At 61.8% G+C, this 13,133-nt stretch carries 15 protein-coding genes; 6 read left to right on the top strand and 9 right to left on the bottom strand.

All coding sequences use genetic code 11. The features are described 5' to 3' along the window. Nucleotides 1-387: 387 nt before the first annotated feature. Nucleotides 388-1,365, bottom strand: a complete 978-nt coding sequence (locus tag G9C82_RS02620; RefSeq protein WP_004961944.1) for a phosphoadenosine phosphosulfate reductase family protein — start codon at nt 1,363-1,365, stop codon at nt 388-390. Between the two features lie 133 nt (nt 1,366-1,498). Between G9C82_RS02620 and G9C82_RS02615 the strand changes: the two genes are divergently transcribed. Then, nucleotides 1,499-2,116 carry a stage II sporulation protein M gene (locus G9C82_RS02615; RefSeq protein WP_004961941.1) on the top strand — a complete coding sequence of 206 codons (618 nt, stop codon included), beginning with the start codon at nt 1,499-1,501 and terminating at the stop codon, nt 2,114-2,116. 81 nt (nt 2,117-2,197) lie between these two features. Here G9C82_RS02615 and G9C82_RS02610 read toward each other — a convergent pair whose 3' ends face one another. Then, nucleotides 2,198-2,800, bottom strand: coding sequence for a hypothetical protein (locus tag G9C82_RS02610; protein WP_004961939.1), 603 nt, complete (start codon nt 2,798-2,800; stop codon nt 2,198-2,200). 195 nt (nt 2,801-2,995) lie between these two features. Beyond that, nucleotides 2,996-3,328 carry a 2Fe-2S iron-sulfur cluster-binding protein gene (locus tag G9C82_RS02605; protein ID WP_004516873.1) on the bottom strand — a complete coding sequence of 111 codons (333 nt, stop codon included), beginning with the start codon at nt 3,326-3,328 and terminating at the stop codon, nt 2,996-2,998. A gap of 185 nt (nt 3,329-3,513) precedes the next feature. Here G9C82_RS02605 and G9C82_RS02600 point away from each other — a divergent pair, with 185 nt between their 5' ends. Both G9C82_RS02600 and G9C82_RS02595 read left to right on the top strand, forming a co-directional pair. Continuing rightward, nucleotides 3,514-4,932 carry a geranylgeranyl reductase family protein gene (locus G9C82_RS02600; protein WP_004961934.1) on the top strand — a complete coding sequence of 473 codons (1,419 nt, stop codon included), beginning with the start codon at nt 3,514-3,516 and terminating at the stop codon, nt 4,930-4,932. Between the two features lie 240 nt (nt 4,933-5,172). Next, a complete protein-coding gene (locus tag G9C82_RS02595) occupies nt 5,173-5,625 on the top strand; it encodes a type IV pilin (protein ID WP_011223159.1) in 453 nt (150 codons plus the stop codon). A gap of 5 nt (nt 5,626-5,630) precedes the next feature. On the opposite strand, the gene G9C82_RS02590 is transcribed toward G9C82_RS02595, so the two are convergent. Together G9C82_RS02590 and G9C82_RS02585 are read right to left on the bottom strand one after the other, a co-directional pair. Further along, nucleotides 5,631-6,902, bottom strand: coding sequence for an amidohydrolase (locus G9C82_RS02590; RefSeq protein ID WP_127013286.1), 1,272 nt, complete (start codon nt 6,900-6,902; stop codon nt 5,631-5,633). 55 nt (nt 6,903-6,957) lie between these two features. Further along, nucleotides 6,958-7,290 carry an uS10/mL48 family ribosomal protein gene (locus tag G9C82_RS02585; protein WP_007190485.1) on the bottom strand — a complete coding sequence of 111 codons (333 nt, stop codon included), beginning with the start codon at nt 7,288-7,290 and terminating at the stop codon, nt 6,958-6,960. Nucleotides 7,291-7,385: 95 nt separating this feature from the next. On the opposite strand from G9C82_RS02585, the gene G9C82_RS02580 reads away from it, so the two are divergent. Further along, nucleotides 7,386-7,817 carry a bis(5'-nucleosyl)-tetraphosphatase gene (locus tag G9C82_RS02580; RefSeq protein ID WP_011223162.1) on the top strand — a complete coding sequence of 144 codons (432 nt, stop codon included), beginning with the start codon at nt 7,386-7,388 and terminating at the stop codon, nt 7,815-7,817. A 23-nt stretch (nt 7,818-7,840) separates the two neighbouring features. Here the strand turns inward: G9C82_RS02580 and G9C82_RS02575 are convergent, their stop codons facing one another. Further along, nucleotides 7,841-8,212: a hypothetical protein gene (locus tag G9C82_RS02575; protein WP_011223163.1), complete on the bottom strand. Its 372-nt coding sequence runs from the start codon at nt 8,210-8,212 to the stop codon at nt 7,841-7,843. 254 nt (nt 8,213-8,466) lie between these two features. Here G9C82_RS02575 and G9C82_RS02570 point away from each other — a divergent pair, with 254 nt between their 5' ends. Beyond that, on the top strand, nt 8,467-9,495 hold the full coding sequence (locus G9C82_RS02570) for a DUF5787 family protein (RefSeq protein ID WP_127013285.1): 1,029 nt from the start codon (nt 8,467-8,469) through the stop codon (nt 9,493-9,495). A 23-nt stretch (nt 9,496-9,518) separates the two neighbouring features. On the opposite strand, the gene G9C82_RS02565 is transcribed toward G9C82_RS02570, so the two are convergent. From G9C82_RS02565 to G9C82_RS02555, 3 genes are read right to left on the bottom strand one after another with little or no spacing between them, the layout of a single operon-like run. Beyond that, on the bottom strand, nt 9,519-9,998 hold the full coding sequence (locus G9C82_RS02565; RefSeq protein WP_127013284.1) for a DUF5797 family protein: 480 nt from the start codon (nt 9,996-9,998) through the stop codon (nt 9,519-9,521). A gap of 52 nt (nt 9,999-10,050) precedes the next feature. After that, the gene (locus tag G9C82_RS02560) at nt 10,051-11,286 is read right to left on the bottom strand and encodes an ABC transporter permease (protein WP_127013283.1); all 1,236 of its coding nucleotides are present in this window, start codon (nt 11,284-11,286) and stop codon (nt 10,051-10,053) included. Then, nucleotides 11,286-12,041: an ABC transporter ATP-binding protein gene (locus G9C82_RS02555; protein WP_174789827.1), complete on the bottom strand. Its 756-nt coding sequence runs from the start codon at nt 12,039-12,041 to the stop codon at nt 11,286-11,288. The genes G9C82_RS02560 and G9C82_RS02555 overlap by 1 nt, the downstream gene beginning before the upstream one ends. A 58-nt stretch (nt 12,042-12,099) precedes the next feature. Between G9C82_RS02555 and G9C82_RS02550 the strand changes: the two genes are divergently transcribed. After that, entirely contained in the window at nt 12,100-13,119 is a 1,020-nt protein-coding gene (locus G9C82_RS02550) for a hypothetical protein (protein WP_007190480.1), read from the top strand. Nucleotides 13,120-13,133: the final 14 nt, after the last annotated feature.

Genomic DNA, 13,133 nt, shown 5'->3' with positions numbered 1-13,133 from the left:
GTACTGAGGCTTAGACTGCGTTCTACCAGTTTGTGGGACGGATAATTACATCGTTCAGTACGGATGAACAAGGCTCCCTAACTGGTGGCGGTCGACGCCTGTAGCCGTTGCTGCGTCCGTCCCGACAGGCGTGGCCACTCTGTGCGTTCGAGCGCACTGGCCCTGAGATTGCTGGCGGCGCAGGCTCCATCGACTCCTGTCGAAGTGTTAGATCGATAATACGGAACATCGTTAGACGGTTCTGAGTTCCGGGGGACAGCTACTGAAGACCGCTCGTCCCGGTCGACAGGCAGATTCGGCAGCGTGCTTACTGTCTGTCGTGGCGAACGTTGCTACTGGGTCAATAAGAAAAACACCGACACGGAACCGGCGTCGTTCCGCGTCCGCTTACATGTAGCCGAGGTCGCGCAGGCGCTCCATCAGGTCTTCCTTGTCCTGGGCGCGGCCGGCGCGCTCGGTCGTGTTCTCCATGTCTTGCAGCCAGGCGGGCTCCTCGGCGGACTTGTCAGTGCTGACCTCGCTCCCGAGCGAGCGGAACCCGGCGAAGTACTTCGGCGAGACCGGCACATCTTCCTTCTCGATACCCTCAGGCAGGTCGTCCTGCCCCTGCGGGACGTAGCCCTCGTCCGGGTAGCCCTCGACTGTGTCCGGGACGACGAAGTTCCAGAAGGCTTCCCACACGTCGGCTTCCGCGAACTGGAGAATCGACTGGATACGGTCGTGGGGCGGGTAGATGTCCGGGTCGTGACGCGGCGAGAAGAACGTCTCGTCGGCGCGGGACTCCTGCTCGTCCCAGCGGATGCCGGAGAGGATGCCGTCGACGTCGTGCTCCTCGATAGTGTCGTTGAGCGCCACCGTCTTCAGGAGGTGGTTGCCGACGTAGGTGTCGAGCAGGAACGGGAACGTGTCCTCCTCGTATTCGAGGATGTTCCGAATGTGGTGCTGGTTGTGCTCGGAGAGTTCGTCGACGGGGATGTCGTCGCCCGGTTCGAGACCGTTCTCGTCGACATAGTTCCCCACGTCTTCGTTGCGAGCCCAGATGACATCGAGGTCCCACTCGTCGGCCCAGTGTTCGACAAAGTCGATGAGTTCGTCGAAGTGCTGGTAGTGGTCGATGAAGACAACCGGCGGTACTTCGAGGTCAAAGCGCTCGGCGACTTCCTTGACGAAGTACAGCGTCAGCGTCGAGTCCTTGCCGCCGGTCCACATCACGACAGGGTTCTCGTATTCTTCGAGGCCAGTCTTCGTGACCTCGATAGCCTTCTCGATCTTGTGGTTGACAGTTGGGTACTCAGCGGGGTCTTCGCCTTCCCCGTCAGTGTAATCAACGTCCAGATAGTCCGGGAACTCTGCTGATTCGGACATAGTGTAATGAGATATAATTACGAATGCCAAGTACTTTTTGGATGATAGACAGGTGTGTGAGACGGTGGCAAATAAAATTGCGGACACCCGGTAGGTCACTCGGGTTTTTTGGTGCCGGTCCGAAAGGTATGGTATGGACGACCGCCCAAGCCTCCCAGCCCGTCTCTTTCACCGCTGGCTGTTGCACTATGTCCCCGTGGCCGCGTTGATACTGGTAGCCAGTGTCCTGCTCGGCTACGGACTCGGCAGCCAGATCCCCGCTGAATGGCTCCAGAACCCCGGAACGACCGGCGAGACTCCCTTTATGCCGGCAGAGCTAACGACGCTTTCGCTAACAATTAACAACCTCGGCGCACTGCTCGTGATGGCACTCGGTGCTATCTCGCTCGGTTCGATGACGGTGCTCTCGCTCGTCTTGAACGGCCTGCTCATCGGCGTCGTCGTCGGCATCGCACTCAAGCAGGTCTCACCCGTCGTCGTTGCCGCGCTTATTGTCCCGCACGGCCTCATCGAGATCCCTGCACTGCTTATTGTCGCCGCCGTCGGGCTCCGGTTCGGGTGGCACACAATCCAGTACATCCGCGGCCGCACGAACGAGCTAGTCACTGGACAGGATATCCGGGAAGCCGGATGGCTGCTTGCGACGGCTGCCGTGCTCATCGTGATTGCGGCCTACATCGAAGCAAACCTCACCATCGAAGTTGCGTCACGGTTTACAGATGCCGACCTCTCAGGCATTACACCAGCATAGCGGCTTGGATTGTCGGCTACACAGTGTTGAGCTGCGGCTCGAGAAAATTGAATCCGTGACTGGACGCTGTGACAGACCGCGTTACGAGATGAACTCGTTGTCGCGCCAGTTGACGCCCTCTTCTTCCTCGCCGTCGCGAGGCTCCTCTGCAACGTTGATCGCGGCAGGTCGTTCCTCCCCATCGACAATCCGAACAGCCGTTAGTTCCTCGTCAACCGCGGCAATCGCCGTCAGCGTGCCCTTTTCAGCGACTTTCGCGACCTCACACAGGACCTCGAACATCGCGTACTGGAGTGCAGTATTCTGGAGCACGGTCTCGCGGTCGCCCTTGAAGCAGGCGTACTCGACGAGCTCGGACTCGATCTCTTCTTCTTCCTCTTCGAGTGCGCCCCACTGGGGGCCACCGCCGGCGCTTCCGGTGCTCGCGGCCCCGGGCGGCCCCATCTCGTCGGGGTCCTCCTCGTACACCCGGTTCTCCGTGACGCTCGCCTTGAGCTGGGCCGTCGGGGTGTACTTGCTCATGGAGTCGTCTTTGGCGACGGCGCTGACGATTAGCGTATTATTTCGACGGGTGATGTCGATGTCAGCGATTTCAGGTGGAAGGTCCGGATCCTCGAAGAAATCGTATGCGTCTTCCAGTGGCAGTTCAAGTGTCGAGTGAAGTCTGTATACGCGGCTGGTCATGGTTGGGGAAGCGTGTATCAGTCGTCGAAGGCCGTCCGCTGACGCTGTAGTCATCACTCTATAGGAGCCACTTGCTTATATGACCTGTCCTTCATTCGCGGTTTGACCGCTCTATATCAGGCCAGATCTGAGGCGTATGTTAAAGGTATTTACAGACCATCTAGCAAGCCATATGTTAGTGGTATCCAGTGCCTACTAGTCGTCCGCAGGTGTGGGGTCGCCGTCCTCTGGACTGACATCCCCTTCAATACTGGGCGGGTACTTTCCACGGTCAAGTTTCAGGTCCGACTGTGGGCGCGCCATGCAGGTCAGTGCGTAGTTCTCCCGTTCCCGGTCGGTCAGTCCACGGGCAGCAGGCTGGGTGACCGACCCCTCAACGATTTCCGCCGAACAGGCCAAGCACATCCCCACGCGGCAGGAGTACTCCTGTGCGATACCCTCCTCGATACACCGCGAGAGAATCGTCTCCTTCTCAGAGACGGTGATCTCCTCGCCCGTCCCCACAAATGTCACCGTATGCTCGGTCATATTCGGCCTTTTGATACCCCTCAGCAAAACTCTTTATCACCGCCGCCCCGGAGCGAAACGGACTGCTATCCGTCAATGCTGTACCGAGCACCCGCAGTCGGCCGTTCATCTCGAAAGATTGTTCTAGCAGTCCGTCTGAAACCCGTAGCGGAATAATTTTCTCTCTCCGGGCAGGACGAGAGTGCATGACCACACACCAGGACGGCAACGCCGACGGTGCGTCGGCGACGGCACGGACCGTGTCCGTGGACGTTGTCGTCGTCGGGGCCGGGACATCCGGCTGTTACGCCGCTGCGACCGTCGCAGATGCGGGCTACGACGTCGTCATCGTAGAGCGCAAAGACGAAACCGAGGCCGGCCACATCGCCTGCGGGGACGCACTAAAAGGAGCCAGCGACTTCCCCGATGCGATCCCGAAGTCCCAGCTCGAACCGGCGTTTACCAACACGGATGTCGACCACGGCCGGTTCGAGATCCCACAGGAGGACACCGTTCTCGAAATCCCTGTCCCGGGCGAACTCGCCGTCATCGACCGCTGGGAGTACGGTCGCTGTCTCATCGAAGGCGCAAACGACAGCGGTGTGGAGTTCCACTACGATACGGTGGTTCAGGACGTGTTACAGGACGATAGTGGCCGTGTGACCGGCGTGAAAGCCATGCGAAAAGGCGACCCTGTCACATACGAGGGTGACATGGTCATCGATGGGGCCGGCGCGCTGTCGATTCTGCAGGACAAGACCGACCTCGAAGCCGCGACCTTCGATACAAACGTCCAGTACTCGCAGTTTTGCTCGGCATACCGCGAGATAATCGAAGTCGACGAACCGGTAGAATGGGACGACGCGCTCGTGTTCAAGCCGACCGAGCGCTCCGCCGGCTACCTCTGGTACTTCCCGCGCACGGACACGGAAATCAACGCCGGCCTCGGCTTCCAGATGAACGAGGAGCCGATGGAACTGGTCGACGACCTCAAACGCGACCTTCAGGGCCGAAGCGAGTTCGAGGGCGCAGAGGTACAGGATAAACTCGGCGCTGCACTGCCGACGCGCCGGCCGTACGATTCCGCTGTTGCGCCCGGATTCATGGCCGTTGGCGATGCTGCCGGACACGTCAACCCGACGACCGGCGGCGGTATTGCTGGGGCGGCCTACGCTGGGACCTACGCCGCTGAGCAGGCTATCGAGACTATCGAAGCCGGACGGACAGACGACGAAGCCGCCCTCTGGGAGTACAACGAGCGCGTGATGGACCACTTCGGCGCCCGGTATGCGGCGCTTGACGTATACAACATCTTCACCACCGCTTACGACGTCGACGACCTGATGGCGCTGCTGGCCGCGCTGCCCGGCGAAAAGCTCGCCGAAGCGCTGTACGGCGGTTCGACCAGTATCGGGCTCGGACTCAAACTCAAGATGGCCGTCAAGAGCATCGGCCACCTCGGGACTATCCGGGACCTCTACCAGACAAAAAAGGCCGCCGACCGGCTGCTGGAGCATTACGAATCCTACCCCAGCGACCGTAGCGGCTTCGAGGCCTGGCAACGTGAACGTGATTCGATTATGGACGATATCTACGAGGTCACCGGCGCAGAGCCGAAGTACTGAGTCGGTGGCTCGTTGCGTTTTCGGCTGATTCTGATATACTGGTCCTGTTGTCAGCGGCGGAACTATCGTTTTTGACGGCAATCTGGATAGTGGTTGATTAATTCGTAAACTATAGTTTTGAACAACAAGTTTTATTATCTAACAATATGATATCAAAATGAAGTCACACTGGGGTCGGTCGACCGGGGGGTCACCGAGACGGCGACAGCGTGTCGACCGTCGCCCAAGTGGGGGTCAATCATGCTAGCACGCAGATTCAAATCCGACGATAGTGCAGTCTCACCAGTTGTGGGAGTTATACTAATGGTTGCAATAACGGTGCTGCTGGCGGCCACAGCAGCGACGTTCTTCTTAGATTTTGGCTCTGGGAGTCTCGGCCAAAACGCGCCACAGGCGGCGTTTACCTTCGATTATGAGTCTGGGAGTCCTGATAGCCTGACAATCGAACACCGGAGTGGTGACTCGATTCAGGCTGGAAATCTGTATATCACCGTTAGCGGTGCTTCAACCGCCAACGGACAGCACGATTTCACAAGTCTCAGTGGCGCGCCGGCGGCGGGTTCAAAAATCACGGCCGGGTCACGTGTGACGTTTTCGAAGGCGTCTGACCTCTCGGATGCGGCAGTTACGCTGAACTGGAAGTCGCCGGACAGCGGCAAATCTATTCAGCTTGCCAGCTGGGAGGCACCGTAGCGTATTCAGCCGCTCAGTTGGCTGATCGCTTCAGTGACGACATCGATACCGATAGTCAGCGAGTCTTCATCGATATCGAACAGGGGCGTGTGGTGGCCGCCGGGGTGGTCAGTCCCGATACCGACGAACGTCGCCGTTCCGCCGTGGTTCTGGACGCGGTCCATCAGGTAGGTTGCGTCCTCGCTTCCGCCGAGGTCGTCAGTCCGGAGGCGGCTGGTGACGCCGGGAACTGAGTCTGCCGTATCGTACACCACACCCGCGAGCGCATCGTCGCTCACCGCACTCGGCGCTTCTGCGGTCGTCTCGATAGCGACCTCGCAGTCGTGCATCTCGGCCGCGGACGACATGACGGTGTCTGCCCGCTCGCTCATGTACTCCTTGAGTGGCGTCGTTTCGCCGCGGACCTCGCCTTCCAGCGTCGCTTCTCCGGGGACAATATTCGTTGCTGTGCCGCCCTCGACAACCCCGGCGTTGACACGCGTTGCGCCGTCACCGTGCCGGCGAATCGCATGGAGGTTCTGTACGGCGGTCGCCAGGGCCTGCACAGCGTCCCGTCCCTGTGCTGGATGCCCGCCAGCGTGCGCTGTCTCACCGGTGAAGGTCGCCCCAAACTGCCGAACGGCGAGGAAGCCGCCGACGCCGGCGACAATCTCTCCGGTCGGATGATCGAGACCGATGTGTATCGCCAGCAAGTGGTCCACGTCATCCAGATGTCCACTCTCGGCGACGGCCTTCCCGCCGCCGATGACCTCTTCGGCCGGCTGGAAGACGACTTTGAACGTCCCCTTGAAATCACTCTCTTTCACTGCCTCCAGCACGCCAAGGCCAATCGTCGCGTGGGCGTCGTGCCCGCAGGCGTGCATGTACCCCTCATTCGCTGAGCGGAATCCCTCTGACGCCGGGGCGTGGGCCACGCTGTCCGACTCCGTTATCGGAAGCGCGTCGATGTCGACCCGGAGCGCGACGGTCGGCCCGTCACCCTGCTCGAGCACCGCGAGGGCACCGGTGAATCCTCCACCGGCGGCCTCCAGCACGTCCTCGCGGGCACCGGCGTCACGGGCCTTCCGTTGCCAGTCTTCGAGGTTATCGTCGTCGGGGACTGCCATCCGCGCGTCGCCGTCCACGACATCCCGGCCAGTATATAACTGGTCGACGCCGATTCGCTCTATTTCGTCGACGATGCGACTGGTAGTGTAGAACTCCCGCCACGCGGGTTCAGGGTAGCTGTGTAGGTCACGCCGGACGGACCTGCGCCGCTCCTGTTGGGCCTCGTTCATGTCGGCGAAACGGGTCACAGTTACTTATAAGAATCCACAGGAGCGGACGGCGGCCCTACGACCCGCTGCCGACCTGCGTCCGCTGTTCGACGCCGGCCTCAACGTGGATTGCATTCGGGAAAGTACGCTGGGTAACGTCCCGGGCGAACTCCTCGTACCCGACAATCTCTATGGTCCGAGTGTAGACGGTATGGGTCCAAGAGTCGAAGCGGCCACCGTCTGGCCCCAGCGATTTCGATTGTGGAATCCGCAACTCCTGAGGTTGCTTCGGGTGCGGGCCCTTGAGTTCAACTCCCTTCTGCTCGGCACTCTGTTTAATCTCTGTGACAGTGTCTTCGAGGCGGTGTCGGTCCCCACTGGTGAAAGTCAGCGTTGTGACGAAGGGCATCTGTAGACGAACACTCAGCCGCGAGTGACAAAAGGCCATCTGTTTCCGTTGTGTCTCCGATATTCTCTTAAGTAGCGGTGTCATAAAATCCGATAATGATAGAGGCCACGAGCGCGGGAGCCATCCTCTTTCGCGATACGCGTGGCCGGCGGGAGTACCTCCTGCTCAAGAGCCGACCCGGCGATTGGGAATTCCCCAAGGGCGGCGTTGAGGGCGAGGAAGAACTCCAGCAGACCGCCATACGCGAAGTGAAAGAGGAGGCCGGTATCGGCGATTTCCGGCTTTTAGACGGGTTCCGCGAAGACTACGACTACGTGTTCGAGGCGAACGGCAACACCATCCACAAGACGGTCCACCTGTTCGTCGCGAAATCGTTCGAAGCGTCAGCTGAACTGTCCACAGAACACCGCGACCTGCAGTGGCGCGACTACGAGCAGGCCATCAACACGGTCACGCAGGACGGCCCCCGCGAGATACTCGAACAGGCACACGGGTTCCTCGACGAACGAACGGACGACGAGGAATAGCGGAAGCCGAGGGAACTCGTTTGTCAGACCGCGACGCCGGCGAGTAGCAGCGCTACTACCGTCGCGTTGCCCATGCCGACCACGAAGCTTCCGACCACAGCGGCAAAGATGATGAACAGCACCGGAATCCCCAGCAGTGCGAGCGCGATGATGATTTTCGCGCCTGTTTCCCCGCCGAGTTCGACCGCGACGATGCCGAGAATTCCGACAAGGATGACCGCCCACGCCTCCCAGGCCCCCTGTTCCCGGGCGCTGCCGTTGGACGTTTTGATGTAGAAGTAAGCGGGAACGGCGAGTCCGATTGGGAACGTCAACACCGCGACGATGCCTGCCGCGATCCACTGTAGCGTCGTGTACTGGTCAAATATCCCATTACTCCCGGCCCCAGCGCTCATACCGCACCCCCGTCGGCTTCGCTGGGCGCTCTATTCTCTGTCGGTCGGTACGCTGTAGCGGTACCAGCACTTTCTGGTGTGCTGTTTTCGGACCTGTGACATATCATGTGTAACCGACGATTTGTTTCTGAAGGGATTACATAAATAATTGGGTTGTGTTACCGAACGAAAACGGTCGCTGGAGGACCCCATCGCGGACGGAGGCTCCGGTGTCGTAACAAAGGGTTTTGGTCCGAACCCGACAACGACTGTTCGTGTCCGTCGACTCCGAGTTCGCCTTCGAACTGTCCGTCTGTCACTGGGCCGAGCGCGAGTGGTCGCCGTCCGACGACGCGGCGGTGCTGGTCGCCAGACAGTTCGGAACGAAACGCCGCCGCTGGGATACGATTGTACTGGAGTGCGATCCCGATGGACTCCGGGAACGGGCGAAATTCGGCACCGAAGCGTTCGACTCGGACCACCTGCACGTCCTGCAGAACGCGCCGGCGGACTGGACCTACTATCGCGATGCGCTGCCTGACCCGGGCTACCCGTGGCGGTACGTCCGGGAGTCGATTCACGAGGCGGCCGACCGTGATGCCATTGAGACTCGCAAGCGCAGCAATCGCATCGAAATTCGTCGGGTACGTCCCTATCCGGACTGGCTCCGGCGGGTCGTCGCCATCGAGAACAAGCCCGACCTGACGGCCAGCGCCGCCAGGAATCTCGTCCCACAACTGGAGCGGGACATCGCGCTCTCGCTGGCCGATGAGGTGTGGGTTGCGACGGCCGCGACCGACGAGCGCGTGGAGCCGATTCTACTGGCGGACCTGCCCGCAGCCGCCGGCGTGTTGACGGTCGACTCCGAATCCGGAACGGCTGAGACGGTCTGGCAACCGCGGTCGCTGTCAGTGGCTGAGCCCGGAACGCGAATTCTGGACCGACCGGACGATGACACCAGCGCCGCCCGGTTCGAGTACGTAGACACCGACTGGAAGCACGAGCGGCGTCTCGCCATCGCTGAGCGGGCGTACGCTCGCGGGTGGCGCGCTTACGCGGACACGATGCGCCCCGACTGCCGCCACTTCCAGCTCACTGCCGGCGAGACTGGCGTGTACCCCCACTGCGCTGCAAAGGAGTGTCTACCGACAGCGGCGGAGTGTCGGGGGCAGTGTCCGTCCTACGAGCCGGAACCGCCGACGTGGCGGTCGAAGGACTGGCCGCTTGACGGCGGGCCGGGCAAGGCAATAAAGCGGCTGTTAGCGCGGCGACGACGCCGCCAGCGGCCGGGGCTGTCAGAGTAGCTGACCGACACCGCGGTCCGCCCTCACTCCTCGGACAGCTCAACATCTAGCTCGTCGCGCGGAACGGCCAGCCTGAACGTCGGGACGGTCTTCTCGACTGTCTCCACGATACCTTTGTCTGCGAGGCTCCGGAGCGCAGAACGAACGTCGTCGGTATCTCGGTCCTCGCCGACCTCGCGGAGGGAGTGTAACACGGCGACGACGCTCTGGCTCTCCTCATCCGGGCCGGCAATCACGTCGACGACAGCCTGCTGGAGCGAGGTGACTGTCACCGTCTGTATCCGTTCGGAGTCCTCCCCGTCGATGAGCGTCGTCGCCTCCGGCGTCGCACAGATGAGGCTGTTGTCGTTGCGGTAGTAGTACTCCTTGAGTTCGGCTTCGAGGTACTGGTGTACCTCGCTCCCGCTGTCCATGTCCCAGCGCTCCTGTAGCTCGCCGTTTTTCGTCGGCTGGAGTTCGACGATGTCGGCGAGCCGCTCGCGGGCCTCCTCCGAGAGGGTCATGGCGCGTCGGTACGACGACCACGTATTTCGGTGTTCTGAATCCGGGTAAGGCTCACTCGTGTCTGAGTGCGTCGATGGGGTCGACCCGCGCCGCTCGCCACGCCGGGTAGAGGCCGGCGACGACGCCGACCAGTACGCCAACGCCGACCGCCAGCGCCATCCACAGCGGCGCGAGCGAGAAGGTCACTTCAGCGTACCGCGTCGCCCCGTAGCCGACGAGCAGTCCGAGCGGCACCCCGAGCAGCGAGCCGAGCGTTCCGAGCAGTGCGGCCTCGACGAGAAACACCTGCATCACGTCACGGTTGCGCGCGCCGACGGCTTTCATAATGCCGATTTCGCGGGTCCGCTCGGTGACGCTGACGAGCATTACATTAGCAATGCCGATAGCGCCGACGACGAGTGCGATGACGGCGATGCCGGTGACAAAGCGCGTGATGCGTTCGATGACATCGCTGATCTCCTCGACGAAGTCGTTCCCGGACCGGGCGACCAGCTCCGTGTCGTCGGCCGAGAGTGACCGCGCGTCGGACTCACCGGAGAGGTACGTCTGAATCTCCGACTGCGTCTCCGGAATCTCTCGCGGGTCGACGACGAGGGTTACCTGCGGGTACGCGCGTTGCCGCACACCCGCCGACGGGCTCTCGACGACAGACTCATAGAAGGCGTCGATAGGAACATACACCCGGGGCTGACGGGCGAACTCGCTAACCGGGACTTCCCCGCGAGTCCCGTTGACGACGCCGACGACAGTAACGTTCCGCTCGCTCCCGTCAGGCATCGTCATCGTGAGGCGCTCACCGGTGGTGATGTTCTCGGAGAACGAGCCGGCCATGCGTTCGTTGACAACGACGGCATTCTCGTCGGTCTCGAAGGAGCGCCCCTCGACGAGGACCCTCGGCGTGAAACTGGCCGGCCGCGTCGCTGTGACCTGCTGTCTAGCAAGCGTTTGATTCCCGTGCCGTACCGACTGTGTCTGGACGATACCACGCGGGAGCACCGCCTGTACCCCAGCAATCGCCTCTAGCTCCTGAATGTCGTGCTCGGTAAACACCGGCTGGAGGGTCCGGTCGAAGTCGTCATCGCCGGACGGGGTTCCGAACACGTAGATGTTGCCTGCGTTCGATGTCTCGATGTCGCCGACGATTTCGGCCTCAACACTGGCCCCGAACGTGGCGAACGTGATGACCGACGCGATGCCGATAACGACGCCGACGACCGTCAGCGCCGACCGGAGCTTGTGCGCCCTGATAGACCGGAGCGTGATGCGGACGCTCTCGCTGGTGTCCATCAGTGTTCGCCCCCGGAGACGTCCTCTACGGACTGGATGTGGCCGTCTTCGACGTGGACGATTCGCTCCGCCCGCTCGGCGACGTGGCGCTCGTGGGTCACCAGCAGGAACGTATTGCCCACCGCATGGAGGTCATCGAACAGGTCGAGTATCTGTGCACCGGTGTCCGTGTCGACGTTGCCGGTGGGCTCATCGGCGAGAATCAACGCCGGGTCGGTCGACAGCGCACGGGCGATGGCGACCCGCTGGCGCTGGCCGCCGCTGAGTTCCGAGGGGACGTGGTCGGTGCGGTCGCCGAGTCCAACCTCAGAGAGGAGTGACCTCGCCCGCTCGCGGCGACGGGCGCGGTCCCAACCGTCGAAGACCAGCGGCAGAGCGACGTTTTCCACCGCGGAGAGTCGCGGCATGAGATTGAACGTCTGGAAGACGAACCCGACCTCTGTCCCGCGGATGTCGGCCCGCTCGGCCTCGCTGGCCGCCGAAACGTCCTGTCCGTTGACCACGACCTGCCCCGACGACGGCGTGTCCAGCCCGCCTATGAGGTTCAACAGCGTGCTCTTCCCGGAGCCGCTCGGTCCCATCACCGCCGTGTACGACCCCGCCGACAGGTCCAGACTCACGTCGTCCAGCGCCGTCACCGTCCCGCCGAGGTCGTACTGCTTGCTGACGCCGTCGACGCGGACAGTCGTGTTCGCTGACTCGCTCACGGCCACGCGTACGGACTGGACGGCAATGAGGGGTTCGCCCTCTGTCATAGTAGTCCGCGCTGTGACAGGAGCAACCCACTTACCATTCCAGTCCTAAGCCTGGACAATGACAGCCGATACCGGACGGAGACTGGCTATCGTCGCTGTGTTTGTCACCATCGGACTGCTGGCTGTGGGGGCAGTCGCCGGCGTTTCCGGCTTCGAGCAGATGGGGCAGCCATCCGGCGACGACGTGCTCGACGAGACCGAGCAGCGCTACGACGCGGCCGAGACAATTACCGGGACCGCGACAGTGACCGTCACGAACGACTCGGAATCGAAGACTGCGACGGTGGAGTACGCTGCCGCTGAGCCGAACAAGACGTGGGCCGCCGTCACGAGTGAGAACCGGTCCTACGAGATGGGGACGAATGGGACCGTCGTCTGGGCGGTCGGCGAGAACCAGTCGTATGCCCGCGAACTGACCGAGGAATCCGTGGCGATGAACGACACCACCGACCCGGTTCCCGAGGAGAACGTCACTGCGACGCTCCGGGGAACTGAGGAGGTCAACGGCGAATCGACGTACGTTCTCGACCTCGAACCGACCAACGAGAGCATCGACGCGCCGAACACGACGCTGTGGGTCGATACTGAGGACTACCGCGTCCACAAGATGACCACTGACGACGGGACGAACCGGACGGAACTCACCGTCGAGGAGACGAACTTCAACGTCAGCATCGACGACAGCCAGTTCGCCCCACCGGCTGACCGAGTTGCCGTTACGACCGTCGAGACGTACGACTCATACGACGCAGCCCAGTCCGCGACGGACCTGGACCTGCCAGAGTACGAGAACGGGACCTTCGAAGAAGCCCGGTACATTAGCCGGCCCGAGAGTACGGCTGTGGCACAGCAGTACGACACTGACGGCGAGAACGTGACGGTTCTGACCGCGACCGGCGCATCGAGCTATCTGGACGATGCGGAGAACGGGACGGCGGTGCAGGTGAACGGCCAGAACGCGACCGCAATCGAACGCGGCGACAGGGCTGTGGTCTACTGGACTGAAGACGATGTCACGACTGGCGTGGTCGTCGAGGGGACGACCGACGAGGCTGTCGCCGTCGCTGAAGAACTGTAGCGACGCCCGGTAAT

Origin of the sequence: Haloarcula sp. R1-2 (genome assembly GCF_011627385.1) — an archaeon.
GTDB classification, from domain to species: Archaea; Halobacteriota; Halobacteria; order Halobacteriales; family Haloarculaceae; genus Haloarcula; species Haloarcula marismortui.
The sequence above is the reverse complement of the archived record's forward strand: the minus strand, read 5'-3'. Positions and strand labels throughout refer to the sequence as shown.